Source organism: Pseudomonas sp. KK4 (assembly GCF_001984065.1).
Classification (GTDB): domain Bacteria; phylum Pseudomonadota; class Gammaproteobacteria; order Pseudomonadales; family Pseudomonadaceae; genus Aquipseudomonas.
On the sequence record NZ_LYVP01000068.1, the window covers coordinates 1 to 22523 of the forward strand.

General features: G+C 62.7%; 18 protein-coding genes and 1 pseudogene. 7 read left to right on the forward strand and 12 right to left on the reverse strand.

Annotation, left to right across the window (positions count from 1 at the left end):
- A pseudogene (locus tag B0W55_RS20200) lies at positions 1-225 on the forward strand (hypothetical protein); the annotation flags it as partial.
- 147 nt (positions 226-372) lie between these two features.
- On the opposite strand, the gene B0W55_RS20205 reads toward B0W55_RS20200, so the two are convergent.
- From B0W55_RS20205 to B0W55_RS20225, 5 genes are all read right to left on the reverse strand, one after another.
- Positions 373-1260: a LysR family transcriptional regulator gene (locus B0W55_RS20205; protein ID WP_077047684.1), complete on the reverse strand. Its 888-nt coding sequence runs from the start codon at positions 1258-1260 to the stop codon at positions 373-375.
- Between the two features lie 191 nt (positions 1261-1451).
- Positions 1452-2078, reverse strand: coding sequence for an isochorismate family cysteine hydrolase YcaC (gene ycaC / locus B0W55_RS20210; protein ID WP_077047685.1), 627 nt, complete (start codon positions 2076-2078; stop codon positions 1452-1454).
- A 69-nt stretch (positions 2079-2147) separates the two neighbouring features.
- Positions 2148-3986 (reverse strand): amidohydrolase, encoded by a 1839-nt coding sequence (locus B0W55_RS20215; protein ID WP_077047686.1) that lies wholly within the window; start codon positions 3984-3986, stop codon positions 2148-2150.
- Positions 3987-3995: 9 nt separating this feature from the next.
- On the reverse strand, positions 3996-4607 hold the full coding sequence (locus tag B0W55_RS20220) for an antibiotic biosynthesis monooxygenase (RefSeq protein WP_077047687.1): 612 nt from the start codon (positions 4605-4607) through the stop codon (positions 3996-3998).
- A gap of 222 nt (positions 4608-4829) precedes the next feature.
- Positions 4830-5756: a LysR family transcriptional regulator gene (locus B0W55_RS20225; protein WP_077047688.1), complete on the reverse strand. Its 927-nt coding sequence runs from the start codon at positions 5754-5756 to the stop codon at positions 4830-4832.
- Between the two features lie 154 nt (positions 5757-5910).
- On the opposite strand from B0W55_RS20225, the gene B0W55_RS20230 reads away from it, so the two are divergent.
- Positions 5911-6327, forward strand: a complete 417-nt coding sequence (locus B0W55_RS20230) for a helix-turn-helix domain-containing protein (RefSeq protein WP_077047689.1) — start codon at positions 5911-5913, stop codon at positions 6325-6327.
- 138 nt (positions 6328-6465) lie between these two features.
- On the opposite strand, the gene B0W55_RS20235 is transcribed toward B0W55_RS20230, so the two are convergent.
- The gene (locus B0W55_RS20235) at positions 6466-7908 is read right to left on the reverse strand and encodes a catalase (protein ID WP_077047690.1); all 1443 of its coding nucleotides are present in this window, start codon (positions 7906-7908) and stop codon (positions 6466-6468) included.
- A gap of 134 nt (positions 7909-8042) precedes the next feature.
- Positions 8043-8618 (reverse strand): flavodoxin family protein, encoded by a 576-nt coding sequence (locus tag B0W55_RS20240; RefSeq protein ID WP_077047691.1) that lies wholly within the window; start codon positions 8616-8618, stop codon positions 8043-8045.
- A gap of 274 nt (positions 8619-8892) precedes the next feature.
- On the opposite strand from B0W55_RS20240, the gene B0W55_RS20245 reads away from it, so the two are divergent.
- A complete protein-coding gene (locus tag B0W55_RS20245; RefSeq protein WP_077047692.1) occupies positions 8893-11697 on the forward strand; it encodes a winged helix-turn-helix domain-containing protein in 2805 nt (934 codons plus the stop codon).
- A gap of 82 nt (positions 11698-11779) precedes the next feature.
- Here the strand turns inward: B0W55_RS20245 and B0W55_RS20250 are convergent, their stop codons facing one another.
- Both B0W55_RS20250 and B0W55_RS20255 read right to left on the reverse strand, forming a co-directional pair.
- Positions 11780-13207 carry a winged helix-turn-helix domain-containing protein gene (locus B0W55_RS20250; protein ID WP_083743213.1) on the reverse strand — a complete coding sequence of 476 codons (1428 nt, stop codon included), beginning with the start codon at positions 13205-13207 and terminating at the stop codon, positions 11780-11782.
- 150 nt (positions 13208-13357) lie between these two features.
- Positions 13358-14308 (reverse strand): GlxA family transcriptional regulator, encoded by a 951-nt coding sequence (locus B0W55_RS20255; protein ID WP_077047693.1) that lies wholly within the window; start codon positions 14306-14308, stop codon positions 13358-13360.
- Positions 14309-14610: 302 nt separating this feature from the next.
- Between B0W55_RS20255 and B0W55_RS20260 the strand changes: the two genes are divergently transcribed.
- On the forward strand, positions 14611-15333 hold the full coding sequence (locus B0W55_RS20260; protein ID WP_077047694.1) for a pirin family protein: 723 nt from the start codon (positions 14611-14613) through the stop codon (positions 15331-15333).
- A 134-nt stretch (positions 15334-15467) separates the two neighbouring features.
- Here the strand turns inward: B0W55_RS20260 and B0W55_RS20270 are convergent, their stop codons facing one another.
- Positions 15468-16343: a LysR family transcriptional regulator gene (locus tag B0W55_RS20270; protein ID WP_077047696.1), complete on the reverse strand. Its 876-nt coding sequence runs from the start codon at positions 16341-16343 to the stop codon at positions 15468-15470.
- Positions 16344-16455: 112 nt separating this feature from the next.
- On the opposite strand from B0W55_RS20270, the gene B0W55_RS20275 reads away from it, so the two are divergent.
- The 3 genes from B0W55_RS20275 (at position 16456) to B0W55_RS20285 (ending at position 19882) form a co-directional block, all read left to right on the forward strand.
- Positions 16456-17676, forward strand: coding sequence for a YbfB/YjiJ family MFS transporter (locus B0W55_RS20275; RefSeq protein ID WP_077047697.1), 1221 nt, complete (start codon positions 16456-16458; stop codon positions 17674-17676).
- Positions 17677-17824: 148 nt separating this feature from the next.
- On the forward strand, positions 17825-18826 hold the full coding sequence (locus B0W55_RS20280; protein WP_077047698.1) for an NAD(P)H-quinone oxidoreductase: 1002 nt from the start codon (positions 17825-17827) through the stop codon (positions 18824-18826).
- Positions 18827-18925: 99 nt separating this feature from the next.
- On the forward strand, positions 18926-19882 hold the full coding sequence (locus B0W55_RS20285; RefSeq protein WP_077047708.1) for an alpha/beta hydrolase: 957 nt from the start codon (positions 18926-18928) through the stop codon (positions 19880-19882).
- A gap of 3 nt (positions 19883-19885) precedes the next feature.
- Here the strand turns inward: B0W55_RS20285 and B0W55_RS20290 are convergent, their stop codons facing one another.
- Positions 19886-21700, reverse strand: a complete 1815-nt coding sequence (locus tag B0W55_RS20290) for an ABC transporter ATP-binding protein (protein ID WP_077047699.1) — start codon at positions 21698-21700, stop codon at positions 19886-19888.
- A 162-nt stretch (positions 21701-21862) separates the two neighbouring features.
- Complete coding sequence (locus B0W55_RS20295; protein WP_077047700.1) at positions 21863-22459, reverse strand: DUF6338 family protein; 597 nt, start codon at positions 22457-22459, stop codon at positions 21863-21865.
- Between the last annotated feature and the right edge of the window lie 64 nt (positions 22460-22523).

A 22523-nucleotide genomic window follows, 5' to 3' on the forward strand; every position in this document is an offset into this window, starting at 1 on the left:
GGCGGCAACAGTGCAGGCGGTGACCACAGCAGCAACGACCATGACGGCAGCACAGCCTCAAACTCCAGCCGCAACAGCACCCATGCCGAGCCGGGCGACGACCATGGCGTGCATCGGGCGGGCGAAGTGGGCGATGACCATGGCGTACATCGGGATGGAGAGGTGGGTGATGATCACGGCGTACATCGCGCCGGTGAAGTGGGCGATGACAAAAGCGTGAACTGACCCGCACCGAAACCTGTGGGAGCGGGCTTGCTCGCGAAGGCGGCGTGTCAGGCACCCTCAATGTTGAATGTGCCGGCCTCTTCGCGGGCAAGCCTCGCTCCTACAGGGGAATGTGCCGGGCTTGGCATTCCTGTTCGCCACAATCGCCTAAGGATGTGTGTCCAAACGCTCGCGCAGGAACTCGATCAGGGCCTGGACCGGACGGGAAGATTGGCGGTGTTGCGGGTAAACGGCTGACAGGGTCAAGGGTTCGGGGCGGAATTTGTCCAGCACCGGTACCAGTTTGCCCTCCTTCATTGCCGCGCCGACGATGAAGGTCGGCAGGTAGGTGATGCCCATGCCGGCCATCGCCGCGTCCTTGAGCAATTCGCCGTTGTTGACCCGCATCCGGCCGCTGACGTTGACCGTCAACGGCTTGCCCGGCCCCGTGAAGCGCCATTGCACCTGACGTCCGTGGCCATAGGGCAGGCAATCGTGGTGGTGCAGGTCTTCGGGGTTGAGCGGCGTGCCGCGTTCGGCCAGGTAGTCGGGGCTGGCGCAATACACGCGTTCGATGGAGGCAATGCGCCGGGCGATCAAGGTCGAGTCTTCCAGCGTGCCGATGCGCAGCGCCAGGTCGTAGCCTTCGGCGATCAGGTCCACCGGTCGATCGCTCAGGTCCACTTCTGCGGTGACGTCACGGTAGCGCTGAAGAAACACCGGCAACAGACACCCCAGATGCGCCAGGGCAAACGACAGCGGCGCGCTGACGCGAATGGTCCCCCGTGGCTCGGTGGTTTGCCCGGCGATGCCCTGCTCCACCTGTTGGACCTCCCCAAGCAGGCGCAGGGCCGATTCGTAGTAACTCTGGCCCAGCGGCGTGGCGTCCAGGCGCCGGGTGGAGCGGTTGAGCAGTCGCACGCCAAGGCGCTCCTCAAGCTGCATCAGGCGGCGGCTGACGAACTGCTTGGACAGACCCAATTGATCAGCGGCGGCGGTGAAGCTGCCGGATTCCATGACCTGGCAGAAAATACGCATGTCTTCGAACGGGTTCATTGTCAGGCCTTGGTTGACAGTCAGGCACTCTATAGCTGCTTTCTTCTGTCAAATCACCCCATTCGAGAGCAAGCCGCAAAATAATGTGGGAGCGGGCTTGCTCGCGAAAGCAGTGTGTCAGTCATCCATGCATCGGCTGACACGCCGTTTTCGCGAGCAAGCCCGCTCCCACAGGGGTGATGCGGCGGCGCTTACTTGGCGGTGAACTTCATGTAGCTGTTGATCAGGTTGCGGTAGTTCGGCAGGCGCTCGGACAGCAGGTTGGCCAGGCCTTCCATGTCGTTGCGCCAGTCGACTTGCAGCTCGCAGGCTACGGCGAACCAGTTCATCAGGTGGGCACCGGCGGCCGACATGCGCGCCCAGGCGGCCTGCTGAACGGTGGTGTTGAAGGTGCCGGAAGAATCGGTCACGACGAACACTTCATAGCCTTCGGCAATCGCCGACAGGGTCGGGAAAGCCACGCACACGTCGGTCACTACACCGGCGATGATCAGTTGCTTGCGGCCGGTGGCTTTCACCGCCTTGACGAAGTCTTCGTTGTCCCAGGCGTTGATCTGGCCTGGACGAGCGATGAACGGTGCGTCCGGGAATTGTGCCTTGAGCTCCGGCACGATCGGGCCGTTCGGGCCGCTGTCGAAGCTGGTGGTCAGAATGGTCGGCAGGTTGAAGAACTTGGCGATGTCGCCCAGGGCCAGCACGTTGTTCTTGAATTCGTTGGGCGAGAAATCCTGCACCAGCGAAATCAGGCCGGTCTGGTGATCGACCAGCAGCACCACGGCATCGTCTTTGTTCAGGCGTTTGTAGGGAACGTTGCTCATGAAAAACTCCTTGATGGATGGTTATGACTTCAAGTGCCGGCGTTTGAGGCCGGCACTTTGGGGGATTCGTCAGAAAGCAAAGCACGAGCAGCCAAAGGCGCCCCAGAAACCGGCGAAATCGCTGACTGGCGCATTCGACAGGCGTGCCCGTTCATGGCTGTGTACATGCACGGCGCAAGGCCCGCTGCATTGGTGAACCTGGGCCTGCAACGGCGAATTCGGCCGCCAGTGGCCCGGGACTTTCACCACCGGCGACCAGTCCGGCAGCACCGGCACACTGGCCGGGCCCAGCTTCTCGAAATCGCCGGCGGCGTACACCACCTTGCCGCCGACCACGGTCAGCACCGACTCGATCCACTTGATCGCTTCTTCGTCGACGCTGAAAAAATCCGCGCTCAATGCGGCCACATCCGCCAGTTGCCCGACCTTGATCTGGCCCTTCTTGCCCTGCTCGGACGAAAACCAGGCACTGCCGTGGGTGAACAGTTCCAGCGCGGTCAGGCGCGACAGGCCTTCGGCGTGCAGCGCCATGCCGCCCACCGTGCGACCGCTGACCATCCAGTACAGCGAAGTCCAGGGGTTGTAGCTCGACACCCGCGTCGCATCGGTGCCGGCGCCCACTGGCACGCCTTCGGCGAGCATGCGCTGGATCGGCGGCGTGGCTTCGGCGGCCTTGGCGCCATAGCGCTCGACGAAGTACTCGCCCTGGAACGCCATGCGGTCCTGAATCGCGATCCCGCCGCCCAGCGCCCTCACCCGCTCGATGTTTTGCGGGGTGATGGTTTCGGCATGGTCGAAGAACCACGGCAAGCCATTGAACGGAATGTCGCGGTTGACCTTCTCGAACACGTCGAGCATGCGGCTGATGGACTCGTTGTAGGTGGCGTGCAGACGGAACGGCCAGCGCTGCTCGACCAGGTGGCGCACCACTGGCTCCAGTTCGTCCTCCATGCTTTGCGGCAGGTCCGGGCGCGGTTCGAGGAAGTCCTCGAAGTCTGCCGCCGAGAACACCAGCATTTCCCCGGCGCCGTTGTGTCGCAGGTAATCGTCGCCCTGGTGCAGGGTCACGCTGCTGGTCCAGTTTTTGAAGTCGGCCAGTTCTTCCTTGGGCTTCTGGGTGAACAGGTTGTAGGCGATGCGGACGGTCAGTTGCTGGTCTTTGGCCAGTTGCTCGATGACCTGGTAATCGTCGGGATAATTCTGGAAGCCACCGCCGGCATCGATGGCGCTGGTGAGGCCCAGGCGATTGAGTTCGCGCATGAACTGGCGGGTCGAGTTGACCTGATATTCCAAGGGCAACTTGGGCCCCTTGGCCAGGGTCGAGTACAGAATCATCGCGTTCGGACGCGCCACCAGCATGCCGGTGGGGTTGCCGTTGGCGTCACGCACGATTTCGCCACCCGGAGGGTTCGGCGTGTCGCGGGTATAGCCAGCCACGCGCAATGCGGCGCGGTTGAGCAGCGCGCGGTCGTACAGGTGCAGGACGAACACCGGGGTGTCCGGCGCTGCCTGGTTGAGCTCTTCGAGGGTCGGCATGCGTTTTTCGGCGAACTGGAATTCGTTCCAGCCCCCCACTACCCGCACCCACTGCGGCGTCGGCGTGCGATCGGCCTGTTCCTTGAGCATGCGCAGCGCATCGGCCAGGGACGGCACGCCTTCCCAACGCAGCTCGAGGTTGTAGTTCAAACCGCCACGGATCAGGTGCAGGTGCGAGTCGTTGAGGCCTGGGATCACACAGCGGCCCTTGAGGTCGATCACCTGGGTGCCCGAGCCGCGCAAGGCCATGGCTTCGGCGTCGCTGCCGACCGCGACGAAGCGGCCCTCGCGGATGGCCACGGCGCTGGCCTGCGGGTTTTCCCGGTCAACGGTGTGGAACTGGCCATTGAACAAAATCAGATCAGCGTTCATCGCGTGTCCTTAAGGCTGAGAGGAATGGGACTGGCCGGCTTCCAGCCAGGGCGCGAACAGGCGCGTGGCCAGCGGCATGAAGACGTACACCACCGACAGGACGATGGTCAGGGTGATCAGGAACGTGGCGACCACGTAGCTGGAAAGAAACGTATTGAGCTGCAACAGCGGCCCCCAGAGCAGTGGCACCAGCAGGGTGTGCGGCAGGATCACCAACAGCGTCACCACGGCCTGCTTCCAGCGCGGCGGCGGCGACGCGGCATCGGCCAGGGGCGAGAACCAGAACTCGTTGACCGAGTTGACTTCGGTCTGGTCGCCATCGGCCAGCATCGGCGAGGCTTCATCGACCAGGGCCTGACGTTGCGGCGAATCGAGCCAGCGCTGCATGGCCTCGGTGGAACAAAAGCGTAGTACACAGGTGAACATCTGCAGGCCCCCGTGATTGCCACGGACCACATCCACCCCCAGATGCCCCTCGCTCTGACCGGCCACCTTGACGATGTTGCGCAGCCAGGCTTCATAGGGGGCTTCGAAACCTTTCTTGATGCGGTGCTTGATGATCAGGGTCACGACTTCATCAGCTCCGGGGCTGGTGGGGTCAAGTCGAAGGGATTCAGACATACGCAAAGGCTCCGGCAAATCGAGTGATCAGAGTGCCGGGGCCGGGGGTGGAAAAATTGGATGTACGTGCTCTTTTTGTAAAAGCACGCTGACAGGGACACGCAGGACCTGTGGGAGCGGGCTTGCTCGCGAAGGCGGCGTGTCAGCCAATGGATGGGGCGACTGACACACCGCTTTCGCGAGCAAGCCCGTTCCCACAGGGGAATGGGTACATCCGGAGCATCAGGCTGTGGCCGGGATGTCCAGCGGGGCCGACATGAACTGGCTGATGCGCGAGCGCAGCCAGCGTTCGGCGGGGTCGTTGTCGTGGACGCCGCTCCAGGCCATGGACAACTGCGCGGCCTCGATGGCGAACGGCGGGTCTTCGGCCCGCAGGCCGCAGCCTTCGACCAAGGCGCAGGCGGCGTAATCGGGCACGGTGGCGATCATCTCGGTGCCGGCCAGCAGCGCGCGCAGGCCGCTGAATTGCGGCACGCCCAGCACCACTTTGCGGCAGCGCCCGACCTTGGCCAGGTCCAGATCGATATTGCCGCTCAGGTCCCCGGAAAACGACACCATCGCATGGGGCCTGGCGCAGTACTCATCGAGGGTCAGGGAGCCTGGCCGGGTATCGCCGCGCAGCACCTTGCACGGGATGTCGCGCAGGGTCTTGCGCTTGGCGTTGGCCGGCAGGTCCGTGGTGTAACTGACCCCCACGGAGATTTCCCCGGACGCCAGCAACGCCGGCATCAACAGGTAATTGGCGCGGCGTACCACCACAACGATGCCCGGTGCCTCTTCCTGCAACTGACGCAACAACGGCGGAAACAAACCGAACTCGGCATCGTCCGACAGTCCGATGCGAAACACATCGCAACTGGTCGCCGGGTCGAACTCCTTGGCCCGGCTGACCGCGCCGGAGATGGTGTCCATCGCCGGTTGCAGTTCCTTGAGAATCGCTAGCGCCCTGCCCGTCGGCTCCATGCCGCGCCCATTGCGCAACAGCAAAGGATCGTCGAACAGGTCGCGCAGGCGGCCGAGGGCGGCGCTCACGGCCGGCTGGCCCATGAACAGTTTTTCCGCAACGCGGGTCAGGTTTTTCTCGAACATCAAGGCTTCGAAGATCACCAACAGGTTCATGTCGACGCGACGCAGATCGTTTCGATTCACAGGCACGGGTTCCTTGTGTCAGGCCAGGGATGGACGGCGGTTGGGGCTGACTCTACGCGAGACTTGCTGAAACGGACGAGGAATTAACAACGTTTAACTCGCTCGCCAGAGCCTTGGGGTCCAAGAATGAAGCCTACCGACACGGACATTCGCCATGGCTCACATGCAGCAAAACGCCGCCCGCGTGGCAGTCGCGCAACTACCGGGGAAACACACCGGCGGCCTCAGCCCGCAGCGTGTGCAACAGGTCAAGCAACTGATTCTGGAGCGTCTGGGCGAGACCCTGGAAGTGACGGAACTGGCCCGCGCCTGTTCGCTGTCGCGCAGTCATTTTTCCCGCGCGTTCAAATGCAGCACCGGCCTCTCGCCCCAGGACTGGATTCGCCTGCAACGCATCGACCGTGCCAAGTGGTTGATCCAGCACACGGACCAGAGCCTGACGCAGATCAGCCTGGAATGCGGCTTCTGCGATCAGGCGCATTTCTGTCACATGTTTACCCGCAGTGAGGGCATCAACCCGTTTGCGTGGCGGTGCCGGACGGTGCGGGACACGCAACATGCAACCTTGTAGGCACTGACTGCGTTATGTGGGAGCGGGCTTGCTCGCGAATGCGGTGTGTCAGTCTGAATATTCATTGACTGATACACCGCTTTCGCGAGCAAGTCGAATCGTCGCACCGCCGCTCCCACAGGGTTTTATCGAGTTGTATTAACCCAACGGAGACAGGCGCTCCAGCGCCTCGGCCACGCCGCGGCCGTAGGCCGGGTCAGCCTTGGTGCAGTTGTCGATATGCCGCTGGCGGATCAGTTGCGGTACGCCGGACATGGCCCGTGCCGTGTTGTCGAACAGCAACTGCTGGCGCGCCGGGTCGAGCAGGCGGAACAGGTTGCCCGGTTGCTCCCAGTGGTCCTCTTCGAGCCGATGATCGTAGTGCTGGGCGAAGCCTTCCAGTGGCAGCGGCGGTTCGGACAATTCCTTGGAGTCTTCCCATTCACCGACGCTGTTGGGGAAATAACTGGCGGTGCCGCCCAGGTTGCCGTCGGTGCGCATGGCGCCGTCGCGGTGGTAGCTGTGATGCGGGCAGCGCGGGGCGTTGACCGGGATGTGATTGAAGTTCACCCCCAGCCGATAGCGCTGGGCGTCACCATAGGAAAACAACCGCGCCTGCAGCATGCGATCCGGCGAAAAGCTGACGCCGGGCACCACGTTGGCCGGGGAAAATGCCGCTTGTTCGATTTCGGCGAAGTGGTTTTCGGCGTTGCGATTGAGCTCCATGATGCCGACCTCGATCAGCGGAAACTCGCCATGGGGCCAGACTTTGGTCAGGTCGAACGGATTGTGTCGGTAGGTGTTGGCCTGCTCCGGCGTCATGACCTGGATGCACAGCTTCCAGCGCGGGAAATGGCCCTGCTCGATGGTCTCGTACAAATCCCGCAGGTTGCTTTCCCGATCCTTGCCGACCACCAACGCCGCCTCGGCGTCGGACAGGTTTTCGATGCCTTGCTGGCAGACGAAATGAAACTTCACCCAGACGCGCTGGTTGTCGCGGTCGATCAGGCTGAAGGTGTGGCTGCCAAAGCCATGCATGTGGCGGAAACTTGTGGGAATGCCGCGATCGCTCATGACGATGGTGACCTGATGCAGCGCCTCGGGCAGCAGGGTCCAGAAGTCCCAGTTGCTGGTGGCGTTGCGCAGCCCGGTGCGCGGATCACGCTTGACCACGTGGTTGAGGTCGGAAAAACGCAGCGGGTCGCGGAAGAAGAACACCGGGGTGTTGTTGCCGACGATGTCCCAGTTCCCTTGCTCGGTGTAGAACTTCACCGCAAAACCGCGGATGTCCCGCTCGGCATCGGCAGCGCCACGCTCACCGGCCACTGAGGAGAAACGCACGAACAAAGGTGTCTGCTTGCCCACCGAGCTGAAGATGTCGGCTTTGGTGTACCGCGTGATGTCCTGGGTGACGGTAAAGGTGCCATAGGCACCTGCGCCCTTGGCGTGCATGCGCCGTTCAGGAATCAGCTCACGGTCGAAATGGGCGAGTTTTTCCAGCAGCCAGATGTCTTGCAACAACGCGGGACCACGGGGGCCGGCGGTCTGGATATTGAGGTTATCGGCTACCGGGGCGCCGGTGGCGTTGGTCAGCTTTTTCATGAAGGGTCTCTCAATGGACTGCCGCTCATCAGGAGCGAAAAAACCGGCGCGAATTTTCGCCCGCGTCGGGCCAGACATTCAGCGTAGAAGCATTCTGCGATCCTGCTGCCGCGATGACTGCGCATTGGTCTGAATCAATCGACGCCACGCCCCATCCGCGCGGCCAGCCTCGCCACCCGCTCCCCCAAATGCGCAGCGGTGCAGCGGTCTTCCATGGGCGGTGCCCGCTCGGGGGATTGTTCGACATTCGATTGCGCCATCGCCCCCAGGGAACTGCCCAGGCGATTGAGCTGCCCATCGAATACGCCACTGCCGGAACGTGCCGGCAACAGGTCGAGGCCGACCCAGATCATCGAATGCTGGGCGGCGAACACGGCCATCTGCAGCAAAGTGTTGAGTTTGTCGCCACACAGGCAGCCGGAATTGGTGAAGCCGGCGGCCAACTTGTCGCGCCAGGGTTGCGCCAGGTAGAACCCCGCGGTGTCTTCCATGAAGCCCTTGAAGGCAGCAGAAGCGCTGCCCATGTAGGTCGGCGCGCCGAAGATGATGGCGTCGGCCTGGTGCAGGTGCTCCCAGTGTTCGGCCACGTCCTCGACGGATATCAACCGGCAGAGGCTGCCCGGATGACGTTCCACACCGTGGGCCACGGCCTCGGCCATGACCCGGGTGTGCCCGTAGCCGCTGTGATAGACCACCACCACGTTGCTCATTGCACTGTCCTTTGTGGGAGCGAGCCTGAGTGTTGGGCGTAGACCGGACGAACGACGAGTTAAACGTTGTTAATTTTCCCCAGCGCGCAAAAAGCCTCGACGCCGCCGTACATCAGGCCGCAACCAATGAACCCGGGGCCGCTCCCGGTCCACTGGTACGCTACAGTCAACACGCGCACCCGACAGTCATCCACCCGGCGCATTGCGCTCGTGAAAAAACCTGAGAACATGTTCGCAAACCCCGTTCCAGACGGCTGCAGGCAGGAGTGACCCGTTGACCCTTTCCATCGAACAGGCCGTGCATTTCGGCCCCTACCGGGTGTACCCCGGACAGCGCCTGGTGATGGAGGCCGAGCAGCCCCTGCGCCTGGGACGGCGGGCCATGGACATCCTGTTGATCCTGCTGGAGCACGCCGGCAACGTGGTCAGCAAACAGCAATTGATGGACCAGGTCTGGCCCGACACTGTGGTCGAAGAGATCAACCTGCGGGTGCACATGGCGGCCCTGCGCAAAGCCCTCGGTGACGGTCAGGCCGGCCAGCGCTACATCGTCACCGTGGCCCAGCGTGGCTACAGCTTCGTCGCGCCATTGTTCCTCGAACAGGTCCAGCCACTTTCGCCAGGCGACGCCGTGCAGAACCGCCGGCATAACCTGCCCCTGCGCAGCACCCGGCTGATCGGCCGGCAGGCCATGGTCGACAGTCTGATGACCCATCTGCCGCGCCAGCGCTTCATCACCCTGGTCGGGCCCGGCGGCATCGGCAAGACCACCGTCGCCCTGAGCGCCGCCGAGCAACTGCTCGGTCGCTACCGCGACGGCATCCGTCTGCTGGACCTGGCGCCGATCAATGACCCGCGAATGATCGTCGGCCATCTGGCGGCGCTGCTGGAGTTGTCCCTGCACGACGGCGAACCGCTCAACAGCCTGGCGCTGTTCCTGCGCGGACGGCAGATGCTGCTGGTGATCGACAACTGCGAGCATCTGATCGATTCCGTCGCCCTGCTGTGCGAGACCCTGCTGCGCGGCGCACCGCAGTTGCACATCCTGGCCACCAGCCGCGAGAGTCTGCGGGCCGAGGGCGAGTTCGTGCAGCGCCTGGAATCCCTTGACTGCCCTCCTCCCATCGCCGTGCTGGACCGTGCCCAGGCGTTGAGTTTTTCCGCGCTGCAATTGTTCATAGAGCGGGCGATGGCCAGCCATGACAGCTTCGAGCCGAGCGACGAGGAACTACCGCTGTTGATCGAGATCTGTCGGCGCCTGGACGGTATTCCGCTGGCCCTGGAGCTGGCTGCCGCGCAAGTGGCCAACCTCGGCGTCGAGGGGTTGCTCGCGCAATTGCAAGACAGTTTTCGCCTGCTGACCCACTGCAGCCAGGCTACCCCGGGCAGGCACCAGACCCTGCGTGCCACCCTGGACTGGAGCTTCAAACTGCTCAGCGCCTGTGAGCAGACCTGCCTGCGCCGGCTGGGCGTCTTCCGTGGGGGCTTCACCCTGGATTCGGCCGCTGCCGTGATTGTCGGCCACCAGATCGCGCCCCGCGAAGTCTTCGGCTCAGTCACGCAACTGGTGGCCAAGTCTCTGTTGAGCGTGGAAGTGGGCGATGAAGAGGTGTTCTATCGCTTGCTCGACACCACTCGCCACTATGCCCTGGACAAACTCGAACAGGCAGACGAACTGCCCGCCACCCGGCAGCGCCATACCGAACGCTGCCTGGCCTTGATGCAACAAGCGCAGGCTGATTGGGAGCAGACGCCGACGGTGCTGTGGATCGAGCGCTATGCCCGTAGCCTGGAGGACATCCGCGCGGCCCTCGACTGGGGCCTGAATGCGCAAGGGCCACAGGCGCTGGCGCTTCGTCTGACGGCGGCGTCCACGCCGTTGTGGCAAGAGCTTTCGCTGCTCAAGGAGCACGGCGGGTATGTGCGCAAGGCCCTGGCCCTGCTGGATGCCGCGCCCGAGCCTTGCCCGCGACTGAAGATGACCCTGAAGCTGGCCCTGGGCAGTGCCTGCTACCACGTTCAGGGCGGCACCGCGCAAACCATCGGCGCCTTCGTCACCGCCAGGAGCCTGGCCCGCCAGTGCAACGATGTGATCGGCGAGTTGCGCGCCATTTCCGGGCACATGGCGGTGAACCTCAGCCGCGGCCATTATCAGATGGCCCTGGAGCAGACCCGCCAGTTCGACCAATTGGGGCTGCACGGCGATCCGGCACTGTCCCTGAGCACCCAGCGCCTGCGGGTGCTGGCGCTGCATTTTTCCGGGGATCAGGCACGGGCGCGCCTCAATGCCGAAGAAGTGATCCAGCGCATGGCTCACAGCGGCCACCTCAATCGCTTCACCCATGGCTTTGGCGTGCAATACGACCAGAGTGTCGCCGCGTTGACCATCCTGGCGCGCATTCTCTGGATTCAGGGTCAACCGGAACGCGCCTGGCGCACGGCCAAACAGGCCATGGACATTGCCCTGCAGATCAACCACGGCACCTCCATCTGCTACACCCTGGCGCTCGCCGGCTGCCTGATCGCCCAGTACAACGGCGACCATCAGACCGCCCGCCAACTGTTGCGCCTGCTGCTGGAACAGGCGCAAAAACATTCGGTGGTGCTGTTCTACACCTGGGCGCAACACTACGCGCAAGTGATCGACGGCACCGATGCGCAAGTGCCGCAGCGCCCGGGCGTGGGTCTGATCAAGGACATCATGGTCACGCTCGACGGTGCCTTCGTCGATGACGACTTGCTTGAGCGTGCCGACAACGGCGTGGCGGGCTGGAGCACGGCAGAAATTCTGCGAGCCCGGGCCGACGCGCTGCTGGCGCAGGGTTGCCCGGTCAAGAACGATACGGCTGAAAGCGTGCTGCTCAAGGCCCTGGACGTGGCCCAGGCCCAAGGCGCACTGGCGTGGGAGCTGCGCAGTGCCCTGTCGCTGGCGCGGCTTTGGCAGCGGCAGGGTCGACAGCGTCAGGCCTTTGAGTTGCTGATGCCGGTTTATCAGCGGTTTACCGAAGGGCATGGCACGCCGGATTTGATGGCCGTGGGCGTTTTGCTGGGTGAGCTAAAAGACCCTCTACTCCTCTGAACAGCCTGTGTGGCGAGGGAGCTCGCTCCCGCTCGGCTGCGCAGCAGTCGCAAAACCTGACCACTGGGTGTACCTGACGGACCTAGGGGGCCGCTTCGCGCCCCGACGGGAGCAAGCTCCCTCGCCACAGGGGGGTATCTGAGGCTGGATGATCGCGTTTTTCCAGGGCATACCGACGGGTGGTGTTGAGGAAGCGGTAGCGATTTGTTCCCTGGGTCTGATCCAGCGACAGCAGCGATTTGAGCGCCAGGCTGGCCAGCACATCGCTCAGGCTGGCGGAGTTGCCACCGACTACGCCCAACGCCGCATCCAGCGTAAACGACGACTTGAACACCGCCACGCGCTGCAACACGCATTGCTCCAGCGGGCTCAAGCGTTCATAGCTCCAGTCCAGTGCGGCCTTGAGGGTCTGGTGCCGGGGAACCGCCGTGCGTCGGCCCTGGGTCAGCAGTTGGAAGCAGTTGTCCAATTGCGCCTGGACCCCCACCAGCGCCAGCGCATCGATCTGCGCCGCCGCCAGTTCGATGGCCAGGGGCAGGCCATCGAGGCGCCGGCAGATGTCGCGCACGGTGCTCAGGTCCTGCTCACGCAGGGTGAAACCTTGCTGGCGAGCGCGGGCCCGACTGACCAGCAATTGCACAGCCGAATAGCCCAAGACGTCGTCGACGCTGCGCAGCGCCGACAAGGGCGGGACCAACAGCGGCGGTAACGGCAGCAGGGTTTCGTCGAGGGTCAACAGCGGCTCGCGACTGGTGACCAGGATCGACAGGCGCGGCGCCCGGGTGCGCAACTCGCGGACCAGGGTACGGCAGCGCTCCAGCAAGTGTTCGCAGTTATCAAGGATCAGCAGCGCGTGCCGCTGTTCGAGCGCTTGCGGGGTGAGATCCAGGGTACGTGTCAGGTGATCGAACTCCTGCTCAGGGTCATCGATCTGCGCCAGGTCCAGCCACCACACGCCGTCGCAAAAATGCCCCAGCAACAATTCACCGGCCCGCAGCGCGACCGTGCTTTTGCCAATGCCACAGGGCCCCACCAGGGTTACCAGGCGCTGTCTGGGCAATAGGCGCAGCAAATTGCCCACCACCGCGTCACGACCGACGATCGATGTCAGTCGAGCCGGGAGATTGTGCTGGGGGCCATGAGCGTTGCAGACGGCAATCGCAACGGGCTCGCTGGCCTGTTCCACGGGCGCCGTGAAGCTGTAGCCGCGCTGCGGAATATTGACGATGTAGGCGCCGTCCTGTCCGTCGCGCAAGGCCCTGCGCAACGCGGCAATGTGCACCCGCAGGTTGATTTCCTCGACCACTGACCGGGGCCACACTCGGGCGATGATGCACTCCTTGCTGACCACCGAGCCTGCGTGTTCGATCAGTACCTGCAGGATATCCAGCGCCCGCCCGCCCAGACGCAGCGGCCGATCACCTTCCAGGACCAGTCGCTGTTGCAGGTGGAACGCGAAGGGGCCGAAACGCAGCACCGTATCGCTATGTGTGTAGGCAGGGCTGTTCAATAGCATTCACCCGCAGGAGCCTGACTCAATTGCCTTCATCAGCCTCCGTACCGTCCTTGCAATGAGTTCAAGGTTATCTTGGCAGGCTTGCGTGACGGTACAACTGCCCCGTGGGGCGTATGACGGCCAATGCGGTGCCCATGACGGACACTAGCTGAATTGTTCCCTGTACTGGGTCGGGGTCAGGCCGAGTTTCTCGCCGAACAGAAAACGCATATGGCGCACGCTGCCGAAGCCGCTCTTGAAAGCCACGGTCTTGAGCGGCAGTTCAGTGGTTTCCAGCAAATTGCGCGCGCAATCGATGCGGGCGCTTTGCAGAAATTCCATGGGGGTCATGCCCACTTCACGGGCGAAGACCCTGGCGAAGTGGCGCGGGCTCATGGCTGCCAGCGCGGCCATGCGTTCGATGCCGAAGCTTTCGTCGAGGTGTTCGAGCACGTGGTTCTGCACGCGGGTGATCGCCGTTTCCTGAGGCGCCACCGCCGCCATCAGCGGACTGAACTGCGCCTGGCCACCCTGGCGTTTCATCACCACCAGCAACACCTTGGCCACGTCCTGGGCGACTTTCTTGCCATGGTCTTGGGCCACGACCGCCAGGGCCAGGTCGATGCCGGCGGTGACACCGCCGGAGGTGATCAGGTTGCGATCCTGCACGTAGATCCGGTCGGTCTGCACGCTGGTGTTGGGGAATGCCTTGATCAAGCGTTCGGTGTAGTGCCAGTGGGTGGTCACGCGGTAGCCGTCCAGCAAACCGGCATGGCCCAGCACAAAGGCGCCGGTGCAGATCGAGCCGAAGCCCCTGGACCTGCTGACATTGTGTTTGAGCCAATCGAGCAACGGCGGATGCCTTTCGTTGTAGGCACCAGGGCCACCGGGCACCAGCAGCAAGTCGAAACCGCCACAGGCCTGATCGATGTGCAGATCGGCCTGCACGCTCACGCCGTTGGACGCCCGCAGCGGCCCGGTCTGGGTGCCGATGGTCGACAGCACGTAATGGTCGTCGGGTTTGAGGTAGCGGTTGGCAATGGAAAACACCTCCATGGGCCCGGCCATGTCGAGCAGGAGAAAATCGGGGAACAGCACCATTGCCACGGATTTCATGTTTTGAATATCACTGAAGTTTCAAGGAATGCACAGATCCTGCAGGAGCCGAGCTTGCTCGCGATAGCGGTTTTACAGCCACCATTGCCGTCGAATGGCAGGCCGCCAGCGCGAGCAAGTTCGGCTCCTGCAAGGTTCGGCGTCGGGCTTTGGTGTGCATTATGGCCAATTGCGTCGCCGGCGTCGTCACTGTCAACCTGATAGAGACAGTATTTCAATTTACAGCTACTTATTGCACCAACGAGTAACCATTAACCTTCTCCTCACTCGGACGAATTCACGTCCACACAGGAGATTTCATCATGCTGACCCTTCGCAAGGCTTCTGATCGCGGCATGGCCAATCATGGCTGGTTGAAGTCGTTCCACACCTTTTCCTTCGCCAGCTACCGCAACCCGAAAGAACAGGGTTTTTCCGACCTGTTGGTGATCAACGATGACCGTGTGGCCGCCGGTAAAGGTTTTGGCCAGCACCCGCACCGCGACATGGAGATCTTTTCCTACGTGCTCGACGGCGCGCTGGAACACAAGGACACCCTGGGCACCGGTTCGGTGATTCGTCCTGGTGACGTGCAGTTGATGAGCGCCGGCAGCGGCGTGGCCCACAGTGAGTACAATCATTCGGACAAGCGTCCCGTGCACTTTCTGCAAATCTGGATCGTGCCTGAAGTCAGCGGTGCCAAACCGCGTTATCAGCAGGAGCACTTCAGCGCGCAGAAAAAACGTGGCCGCCTGCAACTGATCATCTCCCCCGACGGCGCCAAGGGTTCGCTGAAGGTGCGCCAGGATGCCCGGGTGTATGCCGCGCTGATCGACGGCAAGGAAAGCGCCACCCTGGAGCTGGCCGCCGATCGCTACGCTTATGTGCACGTGGCGCGGGGCAGTGTTGAGCTCAATGGCATGCGCTTGCAGGAAGGTGATGGTGTGCGTGTTCGTAAAGAGCGTGCGCTGACCTTGAGCGAGGGTGTGGATGCCGAAGTGCTGGTGTTTGACCTGCGGCCGCAGGAATTGCCGGAAATGCCTTGACCCCTTTGAGAACTGCCATACCCCCCTGTGGGAGCGGGCTTGCTCGCGAAGGCGGAGTGTCAGTCAACATCATTGTTGAATGACACGCCGCCTTCGCGAGCAAGCCCGCTCCCACAGTTTTTTGCGTGCACAGGTTATTCGCCTGTCCCCGCAAAACCGGAAACGATCTCGTCGATGACAACCCGCACCCGCGCCGTGTGCCGCAGGTCGGCGTGGGTCACCAGCCACACGTCATAAGGCAAGGGCCGGGTACGTTCCGGCCAGAGCCTGACCAGGCCGTCCTGTTCCCCCACGAACACCGGAATTTCACCGATGCCGATCCCCTGCGCGATGGATCGGCGCACCAGCAGGCTGGAGCTCAGGCTGGCGACAATGCGCCCGCGTCCCAAGGGTTCGTTGACCAGGGTCACGTCCTTGCCGCTTTGCAGGTACGGCTGATACACCACCAGATCATGCCCCTCGAACGCCGTGCCCGGCTCCGGCATGCCGTTGGCCTCCAGGTACGCTTGCGAGGCGAACAATCCCACCGGCCAGCGGGCGATGCGCCGGGCGATCAGGTCAGGGTTGTCCGGCCGGGTGTTGCGCACGGCGATATCGGCCTCGCGCTTGGCCAGGCTGAGGATCTGCGTCGAGGCATCCAGTTGCACCCGCACGTCGGGATGCTGCTGATGCAGACGGGCGATGGCCGGGATCAGGAAATCGATCGCCAGGGAGTCGGTGGTGGTGACGCGCACGGTGCCGGTCAGTCGATCATCGAGCCCCTGTATGCGCCGCTCCAGTTCCAGCGCCGAATGTTCCATTTTTTCTACCGCACGCATCGCCGCTTCGCCGACGGCGGTCAATGCATAACCTTCGGAGGTACGCAGGAACAGCGTTGCGCTCAATGACTTTTCCAGTGCCGTGATCCGCCGGCCGACCGTGGCCTGGTCTACGCCCAACACCCGCGCGGCGCCGCGTAGCGTCGATTCGCGGCACACTGCAAGGAATACCCGCGCGTCGTCCCAGTTCATGGTTGCTCCTCCTGGTGATGTATTTCTGCATCACTGCAAAGTGTAATCGCTGCATTATTGCACCGATAAACCTCGATATGCTGGGCCCATGCACACTCACAGGACATCCCTCATGCCCAGTACCTCCCCTCCCCCCGGCAACGCCGTCTGGCTGCCGATCTTCGCCGGCCTCTGCGCCAGCCTGGTCAGCATAGGCCTGGCGCGGTTTGCCTACACGCCGCTCATTCCCTCGCTGATCGAGGCCCACTGGTTCAGCGCCAGCGACGTGGTGTACCTCGGGGCCGCCAACCTGGTGGGCTACCTGATCGGTGCTTTGATCGGCCATCCGCTGGCGCGCCAGACGTCCAACACCACCGCCCTGCGCCTGATGATGCTGGCGGTGACCCTGTCGTTTTTCGCCTGTGCCTTCCCGTTGTCGGTGAGCTGGTTCTTCGGCTGGCGCCTGCTGTCGGGCATTGCCGGTGGTGCGGTGATGGTGCTGGTGGCGTCGACGGTATTGCCCCACGTGCCGGCGGCGCGCAAAGGGCTGGCCAGCGGTGCGATCTTTCTCGGCATCGGCCTGGGCATTGCCGGGTCGGGCACGATCGTACCGCCACTGCTGACCCTGGGCTTGCAGCAAACCTGGCTCGGCCTCGGGTTGCTGGCGCTGGCGCTGACGGCGGCCAGCTGGTTTGGCTGGCCGGCAGCCTCGCCCCATGCAGCCGCCACAGCGCCGGTCACAACCGCGCCGACCTCGCTGAATCGCGGCGTCTACCTGCTGTTCGGCCAATACGCGCTGATGGCCGCCGGGCTGGTGCCGGCCATGGTGTTCCTGGTGGATTACGTGGCCCGTGGCCTGGGTGCGGGGCAGCACGTCGGCGCGCTGGTCTGGGTGATGTATGGCCTGGGGGCGATTGTCGGGCCGGTGAGTTATGGTTTTCTGGCGGATCGACTGGGGGCCAGGCTGAGCATCAGGCTGGTGCTGGCGGTGCAGGCGATTGCGCTGGGGCTTTTGTCGATTTGCAGCACCTTTGCGGCACTGGCGCTGCTGGCGGTGATCATAGGTTCATTCCCCCCAGGCATCGTGCCACTGGCGCTGGCCCGGGTGCATGAACTGATCCCCGAGCATCACCGGCAACAGATCGCCTGGAGCCGCGCCACGGTGTCGTTCGCCAGCTTCCAGGCGATCTCCGGGTTTGCCTATTCGGCGCTGTTCAATGCCAGTGGTGGGCACCATGCGTTGATGTTCGTGATTGCGGCGGGGGCGATTGTGCTGGCGTTGTTGCTGGAATGGGTGGTGCATTTACAGGGCCAGCCAGGAAACAAATTGTGCATGCCCACCACACCGGCATGAACACCACGGAACAAAGGTGGGAGCGGGCTTGCTCGCGAAGGCATGGTGCCAGTCGACTTCATCTTTGACTGTGAAACCGCCTTCGCGAGCAAGCCCGCTCCCACAGGGGATCGTGTTCACATTGAATTTCTCATTGGAGGTACTTGTTATGACCTTGCCACACACCATGACCCATATCGAAATCACTCAACCCGGTGCGCCTGAAGTCCTGCAACCGCGCCAGGTTCCGGTACCCACGCCAGGCGACGGCGACGTGCTGATTCGCGTGCACGCCGCAGGGGTCAACCGCCCGGATGCGTTGCAACGGGCCGGCAAGTACCCGATGAAACCCGGCATGAACCCGATTCCGGGGCTGGAAGTGGCCGGTGAAGTGGTCGCTGTTGGCAGCGGTGTCCGCACGTTCAACATCGGTGACAGGGTGTGCGCACTGACCAATGGCGGTGGCTATGCGCAATATTGCGCGGTGCCGGCCAGCCAGACCCTGCCGATCCCCGAAGGCGTGGACTGGCTGCACGCCGCAGCGATTCCGGAAACCTATTTCACGGTGTGGGCCAACCTGTTCGAAATGGGCGGCGCGCGCACAGGCCACCGGGCGCTGATTCACGGCGGCACCAGCGGCATCGGGACGACCGCGCTGATGCTCTGCCGCGAGTTCGGCATCGAAGCCTTCGCCACGGCAGGCAGTGCAGACAAGTGCGCGGTGATTGGGGAACTGGGGGCGCAAGCGATCAACTATCGCGATCAGGATTTCGCCAAGGTCATTGCCGAGAAAACCGCAGGAAAAGGCGTCGATGTCGTGCTCGACATCATGGGCGGTTCTTACTTGAACGGTAACGTCGCGGCCCTGGGCATGGAAGGTCGGCTGGTGATGCTGGGCTTCCTCGGCGGCGCCGTGGCCAAGGAGGTCGACCTGCTGTCGATCATGGCCAAGCGCGCTATCGTTACCGGCTCGCTGTTGCGCTCACGTACCCGCGAGGAGAAAGCCGCGATCGCGCAACAGTTGCGCGAGCACGTCTGGCCGGTGCTGGCTGCGGGCCGTTGCCTGCCGATGATCGACAAGGTGTACCCGCTGGCCGATGCGTCACTGGCCCATGCCCGGATGGAAGGCGGCGATCACATCGGCAAGATCGTGTTGAGTGTCGTCCAGTAACCCCCCTGGGAGATAATTGAACGACTGTCGAAATTATTCCCGCCGCCGGCACACATCTGCTAAAACGCGGGCTTCATGTCCCTGCCGGTGAATCACCCCATGCCCACCGCCCTTTTCTCCCGTCTACGCCGACGCTGGCTGCCGCTGCTGTGCATGGCCGCGCTGGTGGTCGGGTTGCCGGTGGGGTGTGGCGCACTGAAGTACAAGGAGCGTGAACTGCTGTTTCGCATCGAACCGGGCACGGCGGGCTGGTATCGCGGCTTGCCCCAGGATGTTCAGGAGTTCGACATCAAGCCCGCCGATTTCAAGGCCGGGCAGAGCCTGCACGCCTGGTGGTGGCCGGCGGCGAGCCGCGATGCGCCGTCGATCCTTTACCTGCACGGTGTGCGCTGGAACCTGACCGGCCAGGCCTTCCGCATCGAGCAACTGCGGGCCATGGGCTACTCGGTGCTGGCGATCGACTACCGCGGTTTCGGCCAGAGCAAAGGTGAACTACCGTCCGAAACCAGCGTTTACGAGGACGCCCGGGCCGCCTGGGAACGTTTCACGGTCATGCAGCCGGACGCCAGCAAACGCCTGATCTACGGCCATTCTCTGGGGGGTGCGGTGGCCATCGACCTCGCCGCCGACCTCGCCGCACAGGCAAAAAAGGATCATACCGTCGTCCCGGTGCGCGGCCTGGTGATCGAGTCCACCTTTACCTCACTGGGCGATGCCGTGGCGGAAGTGGCCGGCAACAACCTGCCGGTCAACTGGCTGCCGGTGCGCTGGCTGCTGTCGCAGAAGTTCGACTCCATCGACAAGATCGTCGACATCGACATGCCATTGCTGGTAGTCCATGGCCTGGCCGATCCGTTCATGCCTTCGCGCTTCAGTCAGCAACTGTTCAATGCGGCCAACGAGCCCAAACGCCTGCTGCTGATCCCCGGTGGCACCCACAACAACAGCATGAGCCTGGGCGGCAACCAGTATCGTCAGGCGCTTGATGGGTTAATGAAAAGCAAACCGCCGCAGATGGCCGGGCCGACCTCTGCGCGACCCGCCCAGGATTCCTGAGGTTTACCGATAACCCCGCGCCTGCAGATCGAACAACTGCGCATAACGCCCGCCCTGGCTCAGCAGTTGCTCATGGTCACCACGCTCCAGCGCCGTGCCTTGATCCAGGACGATGATGTGATCGGCATTGCGCACGCTGGAAAAGCGATGGGAGATCAACAGGGTCATACGCTCTCGGGTGTGCTGGCTGAAATGCTCGAACACTGCCGCTTCTGCCGCCGGGTCTAGGGCCGAGGTTGGCTCATCGAGGATCAGGATATCGGCATCGCGGCGCATGTAGGCGCGGGACAGGGCGATCTTCTGCCACTGCCCGCCAGACAACTCCTGACCGCCGGCAAACCAGCGCCCCAGTTGCGTGGCATAACCGCGATCCAGACGTTCGATGAACGGTGCCGCCATGCCCTCGGCGGCGGCTTCGCGCCATCGCTGCTCATCGGTGAATGCCAGCGTGTCACCCACGCCGATGTTCTCGCCGACGCTGAACTGATAGCGAATGTAATCCTGAAAGATCACGCCGATGCGTCGACGCAGGGCGTCTTCCTGCCACTCCTGCAGGTCGCTGCCGTCCAGCAGAATCCGCCCCTGTTCGGGACGGTACAAACGGGTCAGCAGTTTGATCAGGGTGGTTTTGCCCGAACCGTTTTCCCCCACCAGCGCCAGGCTGCTACCGGGGGCCAGATGAAAGCTGACGCCTTCCACCGCGGCGCGACTGGCGCCCGGATAACGGAAGCCGACACCCTCGAATCGCAAACCGTCGCCGGGCAAGCTGCCCACGGTGAGGTGCCCCATGTCGGCGACCACGGGCTCGGCAAGGTATTCATAGAGACTGGAGAGATACAGGCCATCTTCGTAAAGACCACTGATGGCGCTGAGACTGCTGCTGACGGCCGATTGGCCCTGCTTGAACAGCACCAGGTACATGGTCATCTGGCCCAGGCTGATGTTGCCGTGGACCGCGTCGACCACTACCCAGGCATAGGCCACATAAAACGCGCCGGTGCCCAACAGACCTAGAACGAATCCCCAGCTGTCGCGGCGCAGGGTCAGCCGCCGATCCTCGGCATACAAACGGGCGAAGGTTTCGCGGTAGCGCTGGAGCAGCAAGGGCGCGAAGCCGAACAGCTTCACCTCCTTGATGTAGGCTTCGTGGGACAGCAGCGTCTCGACATAGGTCTGCTGCCGGGTTTCAGGCGCGCGTCGGGTGAACAGGCGGAAAGCATCGCCGGAGAAGTGCGCCTCGGCGAAAAACACTGGCAATGCCCCGATCACCAGCAGCACCAGCGCCCAAGGCGAAAAATGCACCAGCAACACGCCGAAGCTGATCAGCATGATCAGGTTCTGGATCAGCCCCAGGGACTTCATCACCAGCGCAAGCGGTCGGGTCGAAGCTTCACGCCGGACCCGCACCAACTTGTCGTAGAACTCTGAATTCTCGAACTGCACCAGCGATAACGTCTGGGCCTTTTCCAGAATCATCGTGTTGACCTTCTGCCCCAGTTGCACCCGCAACAGCGACTGCTGGACGGACAGCGCACGCTGGGACGCCGACAACAGCGCCAGCACGCCCGCCTCCATCAGTACATAACGCAGCACCGGCCACAACGGCGCACTGCCTTGCTGCGCGTGCAACTGCATGGCGAACACCACGGCGTCGACGATGCGTTGCCCCAGCCATGCCGCCAGTGCTGGCAGTATCCCGGCGATCAGGGTTGCCAGCACCAGGCCGAGGAACAGGCCGCGTGAGGTGCCCCAGACCAGTTGCAGGGCTCGCCGGGATTGGTCGAGTAACGACGTGACGCGATCAAGGGCCGCGGGCATGTTTATAGTTTGCGCCGGCGCGACTTCTCGGACTCACTTCTGGTAGGTGGGGGGCCGGTCGGAATCACCAGACCGGGGGGTGGAGGACCACCGTTGATCCATTCCTCCATTTGCCGCCTCAATTCCGGCGGCATTTGTTGCGGTGCCTTGCATGTCATTCATTCACCCCTTTGTATTGAGTAATTCGACCCACTGTACTTTTGAAACATCAATGACAATGGCTTCGGCGCCGATATGGGCCCCTTTGCTTCCCTCGTCGATCCAGTGAGGGTACTCCAGAACGAACTGTCCACTTGCGGGTTCCGATGGCCAATACGTAGGCCAGCCAAAGAGTCGTCTGCCATCGATCAAGTGAAGCACTACATGCCTTTGCCGTGTTGAAAAAGCGCTGTACCACTCACACGGGTAGGAAGATCGCCTGGTGACTTTCAGCTTTCTGAGCAGAAAATGAAGCTTGTCACTACCCGCGATGTGACAGGAGAGAAAACCCAACAGCACCGCGATCACCGCTGACCATAAGGCTTCCGACTTCCTGTCCCACAATCCGACCGAAAAAAACCGTTCCCCCATATCCAGCAGTAGCGCCCCAAGAACAGCGACCAATGACTGAATCACAAAAATGAAAATCAGCGCCTGCACTATCTGGCCGAACGTGTCAGGCCGCTTGAAGGCTGTCAGTGAGTAAAAGATCCAGGCCGCTAAAAACCCCGGAATCAAATACTGGAGTAACGGAATCACTTCCTTGACCACATCATCCATACGAGTTTTCAATCCATTGAAAGCTTCGGTTCGGAACTCATAGATACCTCACCGAGACGACTCA

Bases quoted from the DNA above. Each gene is read 5' to 3' on its own strand.
- B0W55_RS20205 (WP_077047684.1), bottom strand. From the start codon at position 1,260: ATGAACCCGTTCGAAGACATGCGTATTTTCTGCCAGGTCATGGAATCC.
- ycaC (WP_077047685.1), bottom strand. From the start codon at position 2,078: ATGAGCAACGTTCCCTACAAACGCCTGAACAAAGACGATGCCGTGGTG.
- B0W55_RS20215 (WP_077047686.1), bottom strand. From the start codon at position 3,986: ATGAACGCTGATCTGATTTTGTTCAATGGCCAGTTCCACACCGTTGAC.
- B0W55_RS20220 (WP_077047687.1), bottom strand. From the start codon at position 4,607: ATGTCTGAATCCCTTCGACTTGACCCCACCAGCCCCGGAGCTGATGAA.
- B0W55_RS20230 (WP_077047689.1), top strand. From the start codon at position 5,911: ATGGCTCACATGCAGCAAAACGCCGCCCGCGTGGCAGTCGCGCAACTA.
- B0W55_RS20235 (WP_077047690.1), bottom strand. From the start codon at position 7,908: ATGAAAAAGCTGACCAACGCCACCGGCGCCCCGGTAGCCGATAACCTC.
- B0W55_RS20240 (WP_077047691.1), bottom strand. From the start codon at position 8,618: ATGAGCAACGTGGTGGTGGTCTATCACAGCGGCTACGGGCACACCCGG.
- B0W55_RS20255 (WP_077047693.1), bottom strand. From the start codon at position 14,308: ATGAAATCCGTGGCAATGGTGCTGTTCCCCGATTTTCTCCTGCTCGAC.
- B0W55_RS20260 (WP_077047694.1), top strand. From the start codon at position 14,611: ATGCTGACCCTTCGCAAGGCTTCTGATCGCGGCATGGCCAATCATGGC.
- B0W55_RS20270 (WP_077047696.1), bottom strand. From the start codon at position 16,343: ATGAACTGGGACGACGCGCGGGTATTCCTTGCAGTGTGCCGCGAATCG.
- B0W55_RS20275 (WP_077047697.1), top strand. From the start codon at position 16,456: ATGCCCAGTACCTCCCCTCCCCCCGGCAACGCCGTCTGGCTGCCGATC.
- B0W55_RS20280 (WP_077047698.1), top strand. From the start codon at position 17,825: ATGACCTTGCCACACACCATGACCCATATCGAAATCACTCAACCCGGT.
- B0W55_RS20285 (WP_077047708.1), top strand. From the start codon at position 18,926: ATGCCCACCGCCCTTTTCTCCCGTCTACGCCGACGCTGGCTGCCGCTG.
- B0W55_RS20290 (WP_077047699.1), bottom strand. From the start codon at position 21,700: ATGCCCGCGGCCCTTGATCGCGTCACGTCGTTACTCGACCAATCCCGG.
- B0W55_RS20295 (WP_077047700.1), bottom strand. From the start codon at position 22,459: ATGGATGATGTGGTCAAGGAAGTGATTCCGTTACTCCAGTATTTGATT.